The sequence below is a fragment of the Dendronalium sp. ChiSLP03b genome (assembly GCF_034531165.2).
Classification (GTDB): domain Bacteria; phylum Cyanobacteriota; class Cyanobacteriia; order Cyanobacteriales; family Nostocaceae; genus Dendronalium; species Dendronalium minutum.
On sequence record NZ_JAVRBR020000129.1, the window covers coordinates 62,202 to 79,143 of the forward strand.

The following is a 16,942-nucleotide window of genomic DNA, read 5'->3' on the forward strand; positions in this document are numbered from 1 at the left end:
ATTAGTAGGAGATTCAGACCCGCCACTAATTGTTTTGCTAAAGTTTTGAAAACGGAGAGGGAGGGATTCGAACCCTCGGTACGGAGTTGCCTGCCGTACAACAGATTAGCAATCTGCCGCTTTCGACCACTCAGCCACCTCTCCTCGGTCACGAAGATTAATGATAGCAGATTCGATGAGGGAAGTAAATAGTTAGTTGTCAGTTGTTAGTTGTCAGTTGTCAGTTTTTTTGAGTTACCACTGACCCCTTCTAGTGACGCTCCTGCATTGCTAACGCCAGTCGCTCATGGGGAGCCAGTGCGTTGGGGAGACAGCGCTGTGGGCGGGTTTCCCGACTTGAAGCGACTGTCGTCGGCAAAGCCCGACTTGTTCGCTCAAGCGCGTTCCCGCAGGGTAGCAACTGGCGTGGAAACCCCCAAGACCCTTCGGGTGACGCTCTTGCGTCGCTAACGCTGCGCTAACTGCTGTTAGCGCGCTTGGCTCACCACTGACTCCTGACATTATTTAGAGGACTTGCGATCGCATCCAAGCCAATGGTAAAGAACGTAGCTTTTGCCATTGGGGCACATAGGCACGCCGAGTAAATGCATTGTAATCGTTGCGTTCAATTATGCTTAAAATTCCACTGTAATGCGTCAGAGCGGCCCACACAGGCCAACGAGCATCAGCAGATAAGTAGGAAATGCCTCTTTCTGCTTTGGTATAAAATTGTCTGGCTCTGGCAATCTGAAAGCGCATCAAAGATCGCCAGCGTTCGTCTATTACACCTTTGAATAAGTCTTGCTCTGTGTAGTTAAATCTTGCCAAGTCTTCTAGTGGAATATAAATTCGTCCACGTCGTGCATCTTCCCCCACATCCCGCAGGATGTTGGTTAGTTGCTTGGCAATTCCCAAGGCAATTTCTTCTTCTATGGGAATATATGGCTGTTGTTCGCGGTTCCACGGAGCTGTATTCTTGGTGCTATCCAACCCCATGACTGCTGTTGACATCAAGCCGACAGTACCAGCGACGCGGTAACAGTAGAGGTATAGTTCCTCAAAAGTTTCATAGCGACTGCGATGTAAGTCCATACGCTGTCCGGCAATCATATCCCGAAAGGGCTGAATGTCCATCGGAAAGCGTTGGACGGTATCCGCCAACGCTACATCAAGATTGTCCGCTGGGTGTCCAGCAAAAATTGCTTCCAGCTGCTGCTCCCATAAATCTAGGGTTTCTGGCGTTGTCATAGCAGATGCGGGGCCATCCACTAGTTCATCTGTACGGCGACACCAAGCATAAATTGCCCAAATAGCGGGACGCTTTTCCTTGCTCAGGAGCAAGGTACTGAGGTAAAACGTCGTGGAGTACTTGGCTATGAGGTGACGACAAAGGTTGTAGGACTCGTCCACAGAGACCAGCGTTTTCATGCGCGGGGGTGAATCAGGCAGTTGCAGCATTCGTTGCAGGCGGTCGGGTTGGCGTTTGCAGGTGGGAAGGATTTGCCACCTGGTTTTCTGCTTCAGCGATCGCCTGCGCTGTTAGCTTACCAGAAAGTACGGCACCTTCCATACTGGCTAAGTAGCGTTGCATGGTGTAATCCCCAGTCAGATAAAAGTTGGCGATAGGGGTAGTTTGTGAGGGACGGTACTGTTGACGACCGGGGGTCGCTTTGTACACTGAACGCGGCGTTTTCACCACATGATATTTCAGCAGTTTGGCTGAGTTTTCTCCCCCAAAGTGGTCGGGGAAGAGTTTTTTTAACTCTGCAATGGTGGCGTTAACAATCTCCTCATCTGATTTGGCGATCCAATCTTTTGCTGGAGCTAAAACTAATTCCAGCATAGAGCGATCGGGATTAGCATACTCACGGCAAGTATTGCTCATATCAGCATAAACGCTGAGGAGGGGCGATCGCGAAAATAATAGGTGATCGATTTGTGTAAGTTTCCGGTCAAACCACAGATGCAAGTTAATCACTGGTACGCCTTCCAAGCCTTCTAGCTTTTGGAAGAATTCCATTTGCTGCCAAGGTTCCGGAAGTATGACTTTTAAGGGGTCAACCGGCATAGCAGATACGTACAAGTCAGCCACGAACACTTCATCTGCTGCTCCATTTAATCCTCGCAGCAAAAATCCCTTCACTGTGCCATCAGGGTTCAGCAAAATTTCTTTCAAAGGGGCATTCAGCCTTACTTCGCCGCCGCGTTCGGCAACGTAATCTACTATAGGCTGACACAATCGCTCTGTTGGGGAACCGTCCAAGAATGCCATTTTCGAGCCACTTTTTTCTTGGAGGAAGCGATTGAGGGCTGTTAGCAAGATGGTAGCAGAAATTTCTTCCGGCCCAATAAAGTTCAAAGCTTTCGACATGGCGATGAAAACTTCTTTTTCGACTCGTGGAGGAATGTTTTGTTTTTTCAGCCATTCCGTCCAAGAGTATTTGTCCATTTCCTCGACATACTTCTGCCCTTGAATCATTGCCGGTAGTAACCCAATGCCAAAACGAATTTTTTCCGGCCATGTCAGCATGTCGTTGTTTCGCAGAATTGCTACTATACCATTCAATGGCGCAGGCAAATCTGGAAAATCAAAGCGGCTGTAGGTACCTGGTGCATTGGGCTGGTTGAAGATCATTGTGTGTTCTTTCCACTGCAATCGGTCTTCAATATCCAGTTCTTTGAATAGCTGCAATATATTGGGATATGCCCCAAAGAAGATGTGCAGACCTGTTTCGTACCAGTCTCCGTCTGAGTCTTTCCACGCCGCCACTTTGCCACCCAATACGTCCCGGCGTTCCAAGACAATGGGAGTGTGCCCTGCGTCTGTGAGATATTTCGCGCAGGAAAGTCCTGCTAGACCAGCACCAGCGATCGCTACTCGCATTTAAACCTACTGCTTTTCAATATTTCTTCATGTTTTGCCGTTCTCATTATACGTTGCAATCTGTTACATTTAGCAGTACTTACGCGATCGCTTCCGAGAAAAACTTCCGCGAGAGGGAATTTTACTACACATACATTAGGCAATGTGATGTTGCTGTTGATGCGAATATTTAAAATATGTGTATTTTTTTACTAGTTTTTACTGAATACATTTCAATAAAGAATTTTCTCTGAGGTCATGCTGCATCTGATAGTCTGTTGTAGCAAATTCTATTTGTAGGATTAAGCGGTCTTTATGTGTAGGAGGAATTCCTTTATGGAAACAAAACGGATCTTCCACAAATCCAAAACCAGCTTGACCGCAAATATTGACTAAAGATTCCACACCGTAATAATTAATAATATCTTTATCTATTTCTCGTTTACGCAATAAAGTATGGGAAATACTCTTTTTTTTGTGACTTCCACGAACACATACATGAGGCCCGCTTTGCTCATCCACATCAGTTAAATAAAAGAAAAATTTTACAAAGCGGTAATCGTCTATATCGTAGTGAAAAAATTGAGCGGCTTGACTTTGTTCGCGGTAGGATGTTTCGCCAGCAAAACTCCACCACATGAGATTCCCTTGGTGGACTGGTTGAGCATCTAAATATTTAGCAGCGATCGCTAATAATTTTGGGTCATTTTGCAGTTTTTTAATAGCTGGACAACACAAAGCTGTATTAAAATAGCTGCCTACAGTAAAGCGTTTACCAGACTGATTTTGAGCTTGTTCTTTTTGAGAATAATAGAAACCTAACTCTGGTTTACGATTGCCATAGCAAATTGTTGATTTAGCAAATTGGACTATTTCTTGTACGACATCTTCAGGCAGATTAATACCCAAACATAAACCTTCAGATTTGAGATTGCCAACAACTTCATCGACATTTACATCTTTAAAGTAAGAATTGCTTTCATTAATCAGTGATAAATATGAGTGATTAGAATGTTTTGAGAAAAACAACATAATTGCTCGCCCCGTCTTAAATCGAGCAACTTTACGCATTAATAGCCATTTAGGATTTTTAGTCAAGCCTTTGTAATTTTCATAACAATCCTCATAAAGTTTTGTAAAAAACTCTTCGAGGTATTTATTAAATGAATTTATCAACATAAGCCTCCTGAGATTGGGAAAGCAGGATGCGATCGCGCATATGCTTGTACTTGAGACTTACACCGTACTGCGTAAGTATAAACGCGTAGTTTATATCAAAACATCTTAGTTCGATTAGGTTATTCAGGCTACTTTGTTACAGTAAATTTACTGTTTCTTTTTATGAACGAGGATTTTTTTAAAGAATTACCGAAGGAATTAGAAATTAGAAAAGCCCTACCTCTATACTTTTGCAGTATTTTGAATAGAATCTTTATTTTTGCCGCAGTTTACAGAAAGACATTTCTCTGTAAAAAGCATATTAAGTTAATTACAATTACAAAGGTTAAGGCTGGAGGATAATACTAAATTCAGATTCGATGTATTGTTTGAGATTGCTGCAACAGGCTTGTAGTCAAGACGTTTAATCTAAAATCCAAAATTGGTATAAGAGCTATTTCCTCTAGTGGAAAATCCCAGTAGAATGCCACATAACCATAGGTAACGCATTATGTCAGTATCACAGGATCTAGAGCGCTTTGGACATCATCTGATTCTCGGTATTTCCGGCACTACATTAAGCGATGATGATAAACGCGCCCTCAGCGACTTAAAACCTGTTGGGGTAATCTTTTTTGCTAAGAATTTTCTAGATGGCACCCCTTATGAAGTTTGGGTGGAAAGTTTTAAGCAGCTAAACGACCAGATACGACAATACGCTGAACGTCAATCAATGTTCATGACTTTAGATCATGAAGGGGGGCGTGTTATTCGCACACCACTACCAATCACGCGATTCCCTTATGCTTTTTTATGGCGATCGCATTCACACGAAGTAGCAAAAGCAACAGCAAAAGAATTAAAATCACTAGGAATCAACTTATCTTGGGCACCTGTAGCAGATATTTTTTCCCATCCTGACAACCCTGTAATTGGGCCTCGCGCCTTTGGTAGCACTCCTGAAAGTGCTGCTCAAGGTGCTAGAGATTACTACTTAGGATTGCAAGAATCTGGTATTGTGGGATGCGCCAAGCACTTCCCCGGACATGGAGACACTAGTAAAGACTCTCACCTTGAGCTACCGATACTCAATCTGACTTTAGAAGAGCTGCAAATTCGCGAACTTATACCCTTCAAAACTTTAATTAAAGCGCAGATTCCTTTGATCATGACAGCTCACATCTTGTTTCCCAAAATAGATTCTGATTTGCCAGCAACGCTATCTAAGGCTATCCTCAAAAAAATTCTCCGGGAAGAATTGGGTTTTGAGGGAGTAGTTGTATCTGACGACCTGGATATGAAAGCTGTCTCAGATATGTTTACTGACAGTGGTACTGTAGCGCGTGCATTTGATGCTGGCTGCGATTTGTTTATTGTTTCGCGCAATATTAATTCCTCGTCTTTGGAACGTACTTATAAAATTGCTGAAGATTTTATAGATTCCTTAAAAAAGGGTAGCCTTGATGAATCAGTAGTGGATGCAGCTAAGCATAGAATCGAGAAACTCCTAGCGGTAACACCGCAATATCCAGTACATACCTTGGATAAAAATACATTAGAAGAACATGCTAAATTGGCGATCGCTTGTTCTTTTCATTAGTTTTACTCCTGGATGTAATGAGCGAAGATGTCTCGGTTGACAGCTATGTTATTTGTAGCGAAGTAAGAATTATGCGCGCAAACTAAATTGTACTTTAACCACTTTAGTGAGCAACCGATTGGGTCAATGTCTAACTTTTTCTCATCGATTTCAAACTTATCCGCCAACATACCACTAACAAGATCGCCCTTTGCATCCAGGTTAATCCATTTGTTTACGAGCGTAGGTCGAGCGCCATTTCTATTTTTTGAGCGTAAAAAGGCGTGTTCTACTGACCATATTCCCCCAAGATGTAAGGGTAAGGTAATTTAAAAACTTTTATTCCCTACTCCTCCAAAATGAGAGTTACGCTAAGATGCGCGGATTGGTATTCTACGCTCATCTCAGACTTGTGGCAGCTTCCTTTAATTCTTTCTATATCCCTCGACTGATTGATTCTTCCTGCACCGTCAACATAATAGCAGGTATAAAATAGCCAAGAGGAAAAACCGTGACAGAAGAATTAAACAAAGGCGACAAGGTGAAGTGGAATACGGCGCAAGGTGAAACTGCTGGAGAGGTGGAAAAAAAATTAACTTCACCCACAGATATTAAAGGGCATCATGTTGCTGCCTCAAAAGACAACCCAGAGTACTTGGTGAAAAGCGATAAAACTGGGAAAGAAGCCGCTCATCAACCTGATGCCCTGGAGAAGATTGAGGAGTAATGTAACGTTATGAGTAAAGATGTTAAATCAGTCATAGATGAGTTTCATTCCTCAGTCAACATGTCACCAAAAGAACTGGAATCTTGGTTGAAAACCGAGGAATCTCAATCTGTTGGACAAAAGAAAAGTGACGATGAATCAATCGGACACAAATCTGGTAAGCGCATCATCGATTTGTTGAAACAGAAAGAAGATGACTACACTGATGATGATTTGTCGCATATGAAAAAAGTCGTCAGTTACATTCATCGCCACTCAGCACAGCAACCTGAAGGTGATATCGAACATACGCGCTGGCGCTACTCCTTAATGAACTGGGGACACGATCCTTTAAAAAGTTAAGAATTAAGAGTTAAAAGTTAGAAGTTTAACTCATAACTCTTAACTCCTTACTCCTAACTATAATTCAGCCAAACCAGTGAGATGGTTCGTTACCTGGCTGAACCGTTTCACAAAGGTGATGGCTAATCCAATCTGACTTGTCTTGAAAAATGGCATAAATGCCTTGGTGAATCAAATTTTGTACATGTAGTTGCTGCTCTAAAGGACTACGAGGCAATTTGTAGTTGAGCAAGCACTCTTTGTCCAAGTTTTGCACCGCAACTTGTCCGTCAGATACAACGCTATAAAGGCAGGGAATTCGGGTGAGGACAAAAGCAATTAATTCTTGGCGTAAGTCAGGAATTGCAAAAGCTTGTTGATAAGGATGATATGGATATGTATCTAAAACGCTTTCAATCTCTCCCAACACTGTTTGCTGTGTTAAATTGACTACTGTTTTCATAAGTTTTTTTAACTCCTTTTTCATTGAATCAATGATTTGTGCAGAGAATAAACACTCTCGAGACAGCCTTTTTTGGCAACAATGAGAAGTGATTTAATTAACAAGATGATCCGACCCTGAACTTAACTTTTATCTTGGTAGAATATCAGACATCTGGCTCTGCTGATTTTGGTTGAAGTTTATACTGATTGACAGTATGACTGCTGAAAACAGCACTCAATAATTAGTAAAGCACTGATGTTTTATTTCTATAAATTTAATTATTTCAAATTTATGATTTTTTAGCAGAAAACTACACAAAACGCAGCATAAGTTATCAGGGATCAATTGAAGCATTAAATCAAACAACATTAACTCTGATAAGTTATTAAGTAAGGTAAAGCTCTATCGGTTGTTTACATTACTTATTAAGGTTACTGCTACTCCTTGCTATACCCTTTTGAGTTTTAAAGTATGCATCTTGTAAAACTACATCTTTTTTATATTTATTTAGTAAGTCACTATATTAGGCGACTTACTACACCGAGCAATCAGTCTAACGACAGATCCAATTATTAGGTGAAAAGTTTGAAAAAATTCATATTAGGTAGAAGTAGCTGGCGGAGGTGATTGTTAATTTCAGCAGACGCAGCCAGTCCAGAAAGCATTGCACCTTCTACGAGATTGCCACCACACCAATCACCACAACACGCTAAAGGCAGAGGAGTACTAGCAGATAAAACAGCTTCTTGCCAAGGATGACTAGGAAATGCATAACGCCAGCGATGTACTTGCATCCATTCTGGTGCCTCCAACCAAGGAAGTACTATCTGGGCTGCATGTTGCAACATTTCCTGTCCAACAAGTTCTAAATCTGCGGATTCTAGGTGAATTTGGGCAAAATTAGCACTACTTTGCAACACAAACACGGGTTGCTGAGGATGAGGACGCTTGCTACTATCCAAACCCATCCATCCGAGAACAGCATCATCTACAAAAGTTAGGGCTTTCCAGTGCGGGAGTGGCTGAGATGTGACATGATATCCAGCGATCGCACTAATACATGGGTAAAATTTTACAGAACTCAGTTTATCTAAAAACTCTTTGCCTAATAAACTTTCACCCAAAGGTGCTAACAGCATCAACGCTTGCGGTGCAGGAATCGCAAGGACTAAAGCTTGGGCAGTTAATTCTTCATTGCTAGATTCTAGAGTCAGCCGCCAACTATTTTCGGGAGTTGGGTTAATGGCTATGACACGCTGATTCAACAAGATATCCAAACCTGGGGCAAGAAATTTCGCGATCGCACTCATCCCCGCAGGTGCAACATAACGAGGTGCTGAGTTCTCGTTGAGTTCTAAGTTTGGTTGGAGTTCGTAAACTTTGTCTGTCCAGACTTCCAAAATATCGCGCGATCGCAACAACTCTACAAAATTTCCTAACAATTCACCCTTGGCCTTCAGGTAACATGTTCCATGGTCTGCCCATGTTCCATACAGGCGGCGTGTGGCAACTCGTCCCCCTAAACCACGAGACTTTTCCACAACTATCACCGAATATCCCGCTTGAGTTAACTGTTGAGCGCAGACTAAACCTGCCATACCGGCACCAATTACAGCAACATCGGTCATCAATTCATAGTCCTTGGTCAATAATCGGTAGTCAGTAGTCAATGTGGTCAGGGGTCAGTGGAAAAACAACTGACAACTGACAAACGACAAAATCACTACTAATGACTGCTGAAAGCTAATAGTAGAATAGGGTACAGGAAAGCTGTACGGAAGGGAGGAAGGGACATTGGATGAACTGAGGGCGGCGCTTGAGCTAGCAACCGAAGAAGAATTACAGGATTTAACAGCGATTCTATTTAGTCGTAAGTTTAATCCCCTAGACTATGTTCATACACCCGAACCTATCGAAGTACAAAGTAAAGACCGCAAAGCTTGGCTAGACGCTCTAGAAAATCGCTTTCGGTTTTTGGCAGCAGATGGGATGACAGTGTTGCGGGGACGCACAAATCAGGTAAGTTATCGGCAAGCATTAACTCAAGTTTGTAAATATTTGAAAATTCCCTATTCTAATCAACTGACAACTGTTGATTTAGAAGCAGAGGTATTTTTACATCTGTTAGGGCAAGTGTGGAAAAAATTACCGGAAAAAGAAAAGCAAAAATTAACTGCACGGGTACAGCGCCATCTGGTGAAATCAGAACTGAAACAACCACTACCACTTTTATTGCAGCGTGACCCTTTGGGATTAATTTTCAAAGGTGGTAGTGCGCTGGCTGTTACTTCTTTCGTCCAGCCAATTGTTCTCAAGCAAATCGCCCGTCAATTTGCTGTACACTTTGCGACTTATCAAGTAGCAAAGCAAGCGGCAATTACAGGCTCGGAAGCAGCGACAATACAGTTTAAAAACTATGTAGCATTACAAATGGCACGGCGGGGTATGACTGCAAGTGCAGCTCGTTATGGAGCAGTCCGCGGTATGTTTGCCTTCCTAGGCCCAGTAATGTGGACTTGGTTTTTTGCAGATTTAGGATGGAGAGCGATCGCCACTAACTATGGTCGGATCATCCCCACCATCTTTGCCTTAGCGCAAATTCGTTTGACTCGTTCGGAATGTTGGGAGCCAGCTTGAAGTTAGCTTTTTACCATCCCAATTCTGATTTACAAACACCTTGGAATTGCCTTCAAATTGGGCTGCTAATTTTTCCGTTGAGTCCGTTTTTGGGGGCTGTCGGTATAGGTTTTGCAGTATTGATCGCTTGGCTGCGAAGAAACCGCACAATAATCAGCCTCCCCCTCAATCGGGGATTTGCTCTTTTGAGTGTCTTACTCATAGTTTCCGCTGGGTTTGCCTATGGAAAAACAGAAGCTTTCCTCGGCTTATTTAATTTATACCCGTTCTTTTTAGTTTTTATTGGCTTAAGTGCTTTAATTCAAACAACCACCCAATTACGGCAGATAGCTTGGATTTTAGTTATAAGTTCAATGCCCTTATTAATTATGGGCTTCGGGCAGATGTTTTTGGGTTGGGCTTTCAAGTTACAGGTTTTGTGGATTGTTTTGGATTGGGCGATCGCACCTGGAGGAGATCCACCAAGGCGCATGGCTTCAATTTTCATGCACGCCAACACCTTTGCTGCTTATCTAGCAATCGTCTTCACCCTAGCTTTAGGCTTGTGGTTGGAACAATGGCGATGGGGTATTGGGGATTGGGTATTAGGGATTGGGAAGAGATTTTCCAAATCCCCAGTCCCCATCCTCTTTTTAACTGTGGCAGTAATTGCCAATTTTGTCGCCCTGATTTTAACGAATTCCCGCAATGGGTGGGCGATCGCTATAGTTGCCTGTTTGGCTTACGCACTTTACCAAGGTTGGCGCATCCTTGTGGGTAGTGTTGTTGGTGTCATCGCCAGCGTCCTTTTAGCTGCTTTTGCCCCCTCCCAAATTGCTCAAATTTTTCGCCAAGTCGTTCCTGCTTTCTTTTGGGCGCGGTTAAACGATGATATGTATCCAGATAGACCCGTTGCCTTAATGCGAAAAACCCAATGGGAGTTTGCCTGGTCTTTAACTCAGCAGCATCCTTGGACAGGTTGGGGCTTACGCAATTTCACAGCGCTTTACAAAGCACAAATGCACATTGACTTGGGTCATCCCCACAACTTGTTTTTGATGCTATCTGCTGAAACTGGTTTACCGATTACTTTATTATTTTTTAGCTTACTTGGTTGGGTCTTATTTGCAGGTATCCAACTTTTGCGAAAATCAAACTATATAGCTCCAGAAGATAGATTGATATTTTTTAGTTATCTTGTAGTCTTTGGAGAATGGTTGCTATTCAATACAGTAGATGTAACCTTATTTGATTTTCGTGTTAATACGCTTTCTTGGTTATTTTTATCTGCTATTTGTGGAGTAGTCTATCACTACCAACAACATGAAAAGTTTATAGCCGATCGCAATTAGCCTAGCAGTAATTTTGACTATCAGCACTATTGATACCATACCAATTACTTTCAGTGGTTACACTGGAGTCATTTAAAGGCTCCAATTAATAATATTACTATATTCACATTTGTGACTGTGAGTGTGGCTAATTGCAAATTAGCTACTGTTGCTGATAGTTGGGAAGGTGTAGGGACAACCCCTTTGGGTTTTCCTGCATGACGGGCATCTAAATATAGATGCCCTTTTATATTTCTATTTTTGTCAGTTAAGCACTATACAAATCCTATCTGATTTGTTGAAAGACCAAGATTCTCACTTCTCTAAAAAGTCGGGAATCTTGTTTTTCACGAATAATGATTTAGGACTGCTATTTTAGTTAAAAATTTAAATCAATTATCAAATTAGCGTTAAAGCGTCTAAAACTTACAAAAGCTATTAAATTGCAATAAAAAGCTGATTTTTTTATGATATGATAAGCGTTTGAATCAGTAGGTTTAGGATACTACATACTAAAAAGCCATATTTTTTTGATAGACACCCTCTTACAGTATGAGCAATCTGTAAAATGAGTGTGTCAGTAATAAAATAAATGCTGCCCTAGTAGCTAAACCCTATGTTCACAACAACTGATTTTCTTCAATATACCCAGTGGTCGGGCATTGCCACCTTGGTATTTGCTGCTTTAGCAGTCCTAGCTTTTATTCTCAAATGGGGCATCCGCTTTCGATTGGTAGGTACTACTGGCTTTATGCTAGTGCTGACTGGTGGGTTATTTGCACTCTCCTTGGTTCCTTTAAGTCGCACTGTAATTCCAGGAGCAGTGAAATATACTTTAGTTTATGACACTGGATCGACACAAACTGTAATTGCCACATCGCCTAAGATTTCACCCTCGCAATTAGAGGCAACTCTGCGTCAAGCAGCTAATAATCTATATTCTTATGGTCGCTTAGGTTCGCGGGGAGACAACTATCTGACAATTCGCGCCCGTACTCTTATACACCCAGAACAAGGTGTTTCTGTACCAGTTTACCTGGGTCAGATTAAACGCACACTAGCTACGCGTGAAGATCCACAGATGTCAGTTGAGATTTACCCAGAAAAATTTGCTCAATTGCCAAAACCTACTGCTTAATGGCAATAGTTAGAGGGTAGAAGGCAGGAGGTGAAGCAGTCGCAGTCTTGGATGCTATTTCCTCTACTTGGGGAGCCACTCCGTTGCGGGGGTTTCCCCCGTTGTAGGCGGAACGCCTTCCCGCAGGGTAGGAAGTGGCGTGAAACCCCAAGATCGGAGTGGCTCCGCTTTGCGTCGTTAGCGCAGCGAAGCGCGAGTCCTCAAGCGTCACCCGAAGGGCAGAAGGCAAGAGCAGTTATTATTTTTTTCTCATTTCCCTCATTTTCCCCTGCTATCCTGCTCACCTTACTGTATCGTGTTGTATACATCACTTTGCGATCGCTTATTCCTGCTTGCATAAGTTAGTATTTATTCTGTCTAGGAAGCTTTTTTGACAACTTATCTTCCTTCACTTATTAAGTATATTCCTATAGGGTGAAAATCAGTCATCTGTTATCAGGATGACATAAGATTTTTTGTATTTCACTATACAATATTTATTATTTTTAGATTAAGATATTATTTACCAATTTCACTTAAGAAAAATTTAATTCAGTGTGCAGGTAATGGGTTATGGATATTATCAGTGGTCAAATGACCACTGATAAATGGTCAATTCCTAATTCCTTTTACTGAGTATCTCAGAGTGGTATTGTTAGTGAAATATACGGTTGTTCAATACTTTGATAATTCGGGATTTGAGTCTAATGAGCCTTGTTAGAGTCAAGGTACACAGGCAAACTACTCGAAACAGTTGCCAAAAAGCTTGGTTTATTTCACTAACCAGCTAAAACCTAGTAGTGTCCGATAAATTGCTGGAAGTAGCAACTTGCCCAAGCGATCGCCATCCTGAAGTCAGAATGGAAACAAGAATCCCTCGCGATAAGTCCAATTTGATTAAGAATTATCAAGTTTTGGCAAACTAGTTTATATGCATACTCAATTATTTTCTACTCAAACTTTGTCTACTCAAACCTCTAGTTCGTTATTTACACTCGCGGTTGCCCCAGCAAAAGTCATCCGTGGTTCTGGTGTGTTGCCAGGGGCAGCAGCAGAAATTGCTCGTTTGGGAAGTCGTCCCTTGATTGTGGCAGGTAAGCACACTCTTACCACTGCCCAACAAAGTCTGCAACCAATTTTAGAAGGGCAACAGTTATATACTGCCCAAGCTTCTTATGGGGCGGATTGCTGTGAAGCTAGCCTGAAATCTTTAAAAAAGGCTGCCAAGGAACATAAAGCCGATGCGATTATCGGTGTTGGTGGCGGCAAAGCATTGGATACAGCAAAATTAGTCGCTCATCAGTTGCAGTTGCCAGTAGTGACAATTCCTACCTCAGCAGCTACCTGTGCGGCTTGGAGCGCCCTATCAAATGTATATTCTGAGGAGGGTGCATTTCTCTATGATGTAGCGCTATCTCGCTGTCCCGATTTGTTAATACTTGACTACGACTTGATTCAAACCGCACCACAACGTACATTAGTGGCAGGAATTGGGGATGCGATCGCCAAGTGGTATGAAGCCTCAGTTAGTAGCGGACATTTGCAGCAAACTCTAATTATTGCCGCCGTGCAACAAGCACGAGTTCTGCGAGATATTTTATTGCAAAAGTCAGCCGCCGCCTTAGAAAAACCAGGTAGTGAGGTTTGGCAAGAAGTCGTAGATGCCACAGTTTTATTAGCTGGGGTAATTGGGGGACTAGGCGGGGCACAGTGCCGCACTGTTGCTGCCCATGCCGTACATAATGGTTTAACTCATGTTTCTGGACACGGCAGTATCCACGGTGAAAAAGTTGCCTACGGTATCTTAGTGCAACTGCGTTTAGAAGAAACGATCCAAGGCAATCAATTAGCAGCAACTGCACGGCAACAACTGTTGAAGTTCTACGCAGAGATTGGATTGCCGCAAAAATTAGCTGATTTAGGATTGGGCAACATCACACTTAGCGATTTGCAAACAGCCGCTGAAATTGCCATAGCTCCCAATTCGGACATTCATCGACTACCATTTAAAGTCGCACTCGAACAGTTAATGGCAGCGATGGTTTCTACTACCGCACCAACAGATAGTAGAGACGCGATTAATCGCGTCTTGACAAAGGGAATAAGTGACGAGGTTGAGGAATGAGTTTGGATTGGATTGTCCCAGCAGAACGCATACAGAAACTGCCACCTTATGTATTTGCCCGTTTGGACGAACTTAAGGCTAAGGCACGGGAACAAGGACTAGATTTAATTGACTTGGGCATGGGAAACCCTGATGGTGCAACACCACAACCAGTGGTGGAAGCAGCGATCGCCGCTTTGCAAAATCCCGCCAATCACGGTTATCCTCCCTTTGAGGGGACTGCTAGTTTCCGTCGTGCTATTACTAATTGGTATCGCCGCCGTTATGATGTTGTTCTCGATCCCGATAGTGAAGCCTTACCACTACTCGGTTCTAAAGAAGGATTAACTCATCTGGCGATCGCTTATATTAACCCTGGTGATGTAGTTCTCGTACCTTCTCCCGCTTACCCTGCCCATTTTCGCGGTCCAGTCATTGCTGGGGGGAAAGTTCATAGCTTGATTCTCAAACCAGAGAATGACTGGTTAATTGATTTATCTGCCATTTCTGACGAGGTTGCCGAACAAGCCAAAATTCTCTATTTCAACTATCCTAGCAATCCGACTGCCGCCACCGCCCCCCGCGAATTCTTTGAAGAAATCGTCGCCTTCGCCCGCAAATATGAAATTCTGCTGGTGCATGACTTGTGTTACGCCGAGTTAGCTTTTGATGGTTATCAACCAACTAGCTTGTTAGAAATTCCTGGTGCGAAAGAAATTGGTGTGGAATTTCACACTTTATCTAAAACCTACAATATGGCTGGTTGGCGCGTGGGTTTTGTGGTAGGTAACCGCCATGTAATTCAAGGTCTGCGGACACTAAAAACCAACTTGGATTATGGCATTTTTGCCGCTCTCCAAACAGCAGCAGAAACAGCTTTGCAACTGCCGGATATTTATTTGCATGAGGTGCAACAACGCTATTGTACCCGCCGTGATTTCCTGATTCAAGGGTTAGGAGAGTTGGGTTGGGATGTCCCGAAAACCAAAGCAACGATGTATCTCTGGGTAAAGTGTCCTGTTGGTATAGGTTCAACCGATTTTGCCTTGAATGTATTGCAGCAAACAGGTGTTGTCGTTACTCCAGGTAATGCCTTTGGGGTTGCAGGTGAGGGATATGTGAGGATAAGTTTAATTGCAGACTGCGATCGCTTGGGTGAAGCTTTGCATCGCTTCAAGCAAGCTGGTATCCGCTATCAGCCTGAAGTTCTTGTCTCCGCTTCAGAATAGAGATAGCATCCCCTAATGAAATACACCCAACTCAAAGGAGTCAGGACAATTATATATTCTGGCTCCTAACTCCTGAATGCCCAATCAAAGGCGTATTGCACTCGACTGATATGAGAATTGCTATAGTTACCAAATAAAATATCAGTTCCTTGTAGATAACCTCTGACTGACTCTAGTCACCATTGCTCCTGAAAGCGGGGCAGTCTGTAGTTAGAGAAATTAGTATCAGCAATAATATCCTCAATAGGTTTGACAGTGATGACATCTGAAAAAATTTGCTCCCCTCCTAATGGTGCAGGTTCCGGCACAGCAAATGGAATTGGTTCAGGCTCAGTGGATGGGATAGCAGCATCTGATGGTTGCAATTGCCCAAAGCGGATGAAGACTCCAATACCAATACCTAGACAAAAGCAGCCACTAATAAAACCCAATGACAGTAGTTGCAGCACCCTTTGATTTGCCATTGTTATACTCCTCACACAATGGCATTAGTTTATCCCAAAAATTGTTTTTCTCGGTATATGCTAAATAATCAGCACATCATCTTTTCATGATGGCTGACTTCAGAGTTAATCCAACTCTCGCCGTCCTTCCAAGGCTCTGGCCAGGGTCACTTCGTCAGCGTATTCTAAATCACCACCTACAGGCAAACCAAAGGCGATTCGTGTCACCTTGGTAAATGGTTTCAGTAGTTGCCCAACATAGAGTGTCGTTGTCTCCCCTTCCACACTCGGACTAATTGCTAAAATCACTTCTTGAGGTTGTTGTTGACTCACCCGCCGCACTAAAGATTGGATAGTTAACTGTTCTGGTCCAATGCCATCAATAGGGGAAATTACTCCACCCAAGACGTGATACTTACCTTTAAACTCGCGAGTTTTTTCGAGCGCAATCACATCACGAGAATCTGCTACTACACAAATAGTGTTGTTATCACGGTTGACATTGCGGCAAATTTCACAAACAGGCTCAGAAGATAAGTGAAAGCAAACAGAACACAAGCCTACCTGTTTTTTTGCCTCAATTAACGCTTGTGCCAAAGCCTCTACTTCTGTTTCTGGTCGCTTCAAAATATGCAAAGCTAGTCGCTGGGCTGTTTTGGGGCCTACTCCTGGCAGCCGTTGCAACTGTTCAATTAACCGTGCTAAAGGACGTGCGTAAACCGTAGTTTTGTCTCCAGTATCTTATTACCATCACTATGATGACATTCTCAGGCGATTTTGTATTGGTGATTTACCTTATGAAAGTTCAAGCACACTTCAAGCACACAGTGTTTCAATATGAGCAGTAATGAATATAATCTACAAGTCAAAAAACGCCCTCCGGAAACGGGGGCGTTTTTTTATTCAGCTAAGACTTATTGAATTAGCCGTTGATTGCAGGAGCAGTCAGAGCAACAGGAGCAACTTCGCCAGCAGCCAAGTCGAGGGGGAAGTTATGAGCGTTACGCTCGTGCATTACTTCCATACCCAG

General features: G+C 42.8%; 18 protein-coding genes, 1 tRNA gene and 1 pseudogene. 10 read left to right on the plus strand and 10 right to left on the minus strand.

Translation table 11 applies throughout. From position 1 onward, the window contains the following. Positions 1-52 precede the first annotated feature (52 nt). Positions 53-144 (minus strand) — tRNA-Ser (locus tag RMY31_RS30115). 66 nt (positions 145-210) lie between these two features. Here RMY31_RS30115 and RMY31_RS30120 point away from each other — a divergent pair. Then, positions 211-450, plus strand: coding sequence for a hypothetical protein (locus RMY31_RS30120; RefSeq protein ID WP_322662124.1), 240 nt, complete (start codon positions 211-213; stop codon positions 448-450). A gap of 54 nt (positions 451-504) precedes the next feature. Here RMY31_RS30120 and crtB read toward each other — a convergent pair whose 3' ends face one another. From crtB to RMY31_RS30135, 3 genes are all read right to left on the minus strand, one after another. After that, positions 505-1,437: a 15-cis-phytoene synthase CrtB gene (gene crtB / locus RMY31_RS30125; RefSeq protein ID WP_322662126.1), complete on the minus strand. Its 933-nt coding sequence runs from the start codon at positions 1,435-1,437 to the stop codon at positions 505-507. Then, the gene (pds, locus tag RMY31_RS30130; RefSeq protein WP_409878856.1) at positions 1,421-2,863 is read right to left on the minus strand and encodes a 15-cis-phytoene desaturase; all 1,443 of its coding nucleotides are present in this window, start codon (positions 2,861-2,863) and stop codon (positions 1,421-1,423) included. Before pds ends, crtB begins: the two co-directional genes overlap by 17 nt. A 198-nt stretch (positions 2,864-3,061) precedes the next feature. After that, on the minus strand, positions 3,062-4,021 hold the full coding sequence (locus RMY31_RS30135; RefSeq protein WP_322667047.1) for a phytanoyl-CoA dioxygenase family protein: 960 nt from the start codon (positions 4,019-4,021) through the stop codon (positions 3,062-3,064). A 490-nt stretch (positions 4,022-4,511) separates the two neighbouring features. Here RMY31_RS30135 and nagZ point away from each other — a divergent pair, with 490 nt between their 5' ends. From nagZ to RMY31_RS30150, 3 genes are all read left to right on the plus strand, one after another. Continuing rightward, positions 4,512-5,600: a beta-N-acetylhexosaminidase gene (nagZ, locus tag RMY31_RS30140; RefSeq protein ID WP_322667049.1), complete on the plus strand. Its 1,089-nt coding sequence runs from the start codon at positions 4,512-4,514 to the stop codon at positions 5,598-5,600. Positions 5,601-6,090: 490 nt separating this feature from the next. Further along, positions 6,091-6,306: a DUF2945 domain-containing protein gene (locus RMY31_RS30145; protein WP_322667051.1), complete on the plus strand. Its 216-nt coding sequence runs from the start codon at positions 6,091-6,093 to the stop codon at positions 6,304-6,306. Between the two features lie 9 nt (positions 6,307-6,315). Then, complete coding sequence (locus tag RMY31_RS30150; protein ID WP_322667053.1) at positions 6,316-6,648, plus strand: DUF3140 domain-containing protein; 333 nt, start codon at positions 6,316-6,318, stop codon at positions 6,646-6,648. 64 nt (positions 6,649-6,712) lie between these two features. Here RMY31_RS30150 and RMY31_RS30155 read toward each other — a convergent pair whose 3' ends face one another. Both RMY31_RS30155 and RMY31_RS30160 read right to left on the minus strand, forming a co-directional pair. Beyond that, complete coding sequence (locus RMY31_RS30155) at positions 6,713-7,090, minus strand: hypothetical protein (protein WP_322667055.1); 378 nt, start codon at positions 7,088-7,090, stop codon at positions 6,713-6,715. Positions 7,091-7,644: 554 nt separating this feature from the next. Beyond that, positions 7,645-8,700, minus strand: a complete 1,056-nt coding sequence (locus tag RMY31_RS30160; protein WP_322667073.1) for an NAD(P)/FAD-dependent oxidoreductase — start codon at positions 8,698-8,700, stop codon at positions 7,645-7,647. Positions 8,701-8,866: 166 nt separating this feature from the next. Between RMY31_RS30160 and RMY31_RS30165 the strand changes: the two genes are divergently transcribed. From RMY31_RS30165 to RMY31_RS30175, 3 genes are all read left to right on the plus strand, one after another. Then, complete coding sequence (locus tag RMY31_RS30165) at positions 8,867-9,709, plus strand: YaaW family protein (RefSeq protein ID WP_322667057.1); 843 nt, start codon at positions 8,867-8,869, stop codon at positions 9,707-9,709. Beyond that, positions 9,691-11,040 carry an O-antigen ligase family protein gene (locus tag RMY31_RS30170; RefSeq protein WP_322667059.1) on the plus strand — a complete coding sequence of 450 codons (1,350 nt, stop codon included), beginning with the start codon at positions 9,691-9,693 and terminating at the stop codon, positions 11,038-11,040. Before RMY31_RS30165 ends, RMY31_RS30170 begins: the two co-directional genes overlap by 19 nt. Positions 11,041-11,635: 595 nt before the next feature. After that, positions 11,636-12,157 (plus strand): Ycf51 family protein, encoded by a 522-nt coding sequence (locus tag RMY31_RS30175; protein WP_322667061.1) that lies wholly within the window; start codon positions 11,636-11,638, stop codon positions 12,155-12,157. Here the strand turns inward: RMY31_RS30175 and RMY31_RS30180 are convergent. Beyond that, positions 12,147-12,386 carry a hypothetical protein gene (locus RMY31_RS30180; protein ID WP_322667063.1) on the minus strand — a complete coding sequence of 80 codons (240 nt, stop codon included), beginning with the start codon at positions 12,384-12,386 and terminating at the stop codon, positions 12,147-12,149. The genes RMY31_RS30175 and RMY31_RS30180 overlap by 11 nt on opposite strands. A gap of 550 nt (positions 12,387-12,936) precedes the next feature. Here RMY31_RS30180 and RMY31_RS30185 point away from each other — a divergent pair. Genes RMY31_RS30185 through RMY31_RS30195 form a run of 3 tightly spaced genes read left to right on the plus strand, consistent with a single transcriptional unit; the run spans position 12,937 to position 15,469 of the window. Continuing rightward, on the plus strand, positions 12,937-13,062 hold the full coding sequence (locus RMY31_RS30185; RefSeq protein WP_409878860.1) for a hypothetical protein: 126 nt from the start codon (positions 12,937-12,939) through the stop codon (positions 13,060-13,062). A 5-nt stretch (positions 13,063-13,067) separates the two neighbouring features. Continuing rightward, on the plus strand, positions 13,068-14,261 hold the full coding sequence (locus RMY31_RS30190; RefSeq protein WP_322667065.1) for an iron-containing alcohol dehydrogenase family protein: 1,194 nt from the start codon (positions 13,068-13,070) through the stop codon (positions 14,259-14,261). Next, a complete protein-coding gene (locus tag RMY31_RS30195; protein ID WP_322667067.1) occupies positions 14,258-15,469 on the plus strand; it encodes an aspartate aminotransferase in 1,212 nt (403 codons plus the stop codon). The genes RMY31_RS30190 and RMY31_RS30195 overlap by 4 nt, the downstream gene beginning before the upstream one ends. A gap of 176 nt (positions 15,470-15,645) precedes the next feature. On the opposite strand, the gene RMY31_RS30200 is transcribed toward RMY31_RS30195, so the two are convergent. The 3 genes and pseudogenes from RMY31_RS30200 to RMY31_RS30210 form a co-directional block, all read right to left on the minus strand. After that, a complete protein-coding gene (locus RMY31_RS30200) occupies positions 15,646-15,933 on the minus strand; it encodes a capsule biosynthesis protein (protein WP_322667069.1) in 288 nt (95 codons plus the stop codon). Positions 15,934-16,038: 105 nt separating this feature from the next. Next, a complete protein-coding gene (recR, locus tag RMY31_RS30205; RefSeq protein ID WP_322667071.1) occupies positions 16,039-16,596 on the minus strand; it encodes a recombination mediator RecR in 558 nt (185 codons plus the stop codon). Between the two features lie 238 nt (positions 16,597-16,834). Further along, positions 16,835-16,942 (minus strand): annotated as a pseudogene (locus RMY31_RS30210) (photosystem II protein D1); the annotation flags it as partial.

Excerpts from the sequence above, each read along its gene's own strand:
- crtB (WP_322662126.1), bottom strand. The coding sequence starts at position 1,437 with ATGCTGCAACTGCCTGATTCACCCCCGCGCATGAAAACGCTGGTCTCT.
- pds (WP_409878856.1), bottom strand. The coding sequence starts at position 2,863 with ATGCGAGTAGCGATCGCTGGTGCTGGTCTAGCAGGACTTTCCTGCGCG.
- RMY31_RS30135 (WP_322667047.1), bottom strand. The coding sequence starts at position 4,021 with ATGTTGATAAATTCATTTAATAAATACCTCGAAGAGTTTTTTACAAAA.
- nagZ (WP_322667049.1), top strand. The coding sequence starts at position 4,512 with ATGTCAGTATCACAGGATCTAGAGCGCTTTGGACATCATCTGATTCTC.
- RMY31_RS30150 (WP_322667053.1), top strand. The coding sequence starts at position 6,316 with ATGAGTAAAGATGTTAAATCAGTCATAGATGAGTTTCATTCCTCAGTC.
- RMY31_RS30155 (WP_322667055.1), bottom strand. The coding sequence starts at position 7,090 with ATGAAAACAGTAGTCAATTTAACACAGCAAACAGTGTTGGGAGAGATT.
- RMY31_RS30160 (WP_322667073.1), bottom strand. The coding sequence starts at position 8,700 with ATGACCGATGTTGCTGTAATTGGTGCCGGTATGGCAGGTTTAGTCTGC.
- RMY31_RS30170 (WP_322667059.1), top strand. The coding sequence starts at position 9,691 with ATGTTGGGAGCCAGCTTGAAGTTAGCTTTTTACCATCCCAATTCTGAT.
- RMY31_RS30175 (WP_322667061.1), top strand. The coding sequence starts at position 11,636 with ATGTTCACAACAACTGATTTTCTTCAATATACCCAGTGGTCGGGCATT.
- RMY31_RS30190 (WP_322667065.1), top strand. The coding sequence starts at position 13,068 with ATGCATACTCAATTATTTTCTACTCAAACTTTGTCTACTCAAACCTCT.
- RMY31_RS30195 (WP_322667067.1), top strand. The coding sequence starts at position 14,258 with ATGAGTTTGGATTGGATTGTCCCAGCAGAACGCATACAGAAACTGCCA.
- RMY31_RS30200 (WP_322667069.1), bottom strand. The coding sequence starts at position 15,933 with ATGGCAAATCAAAGGGTGCTGCAACTACTGTCATTGGGTTTTATTAGT.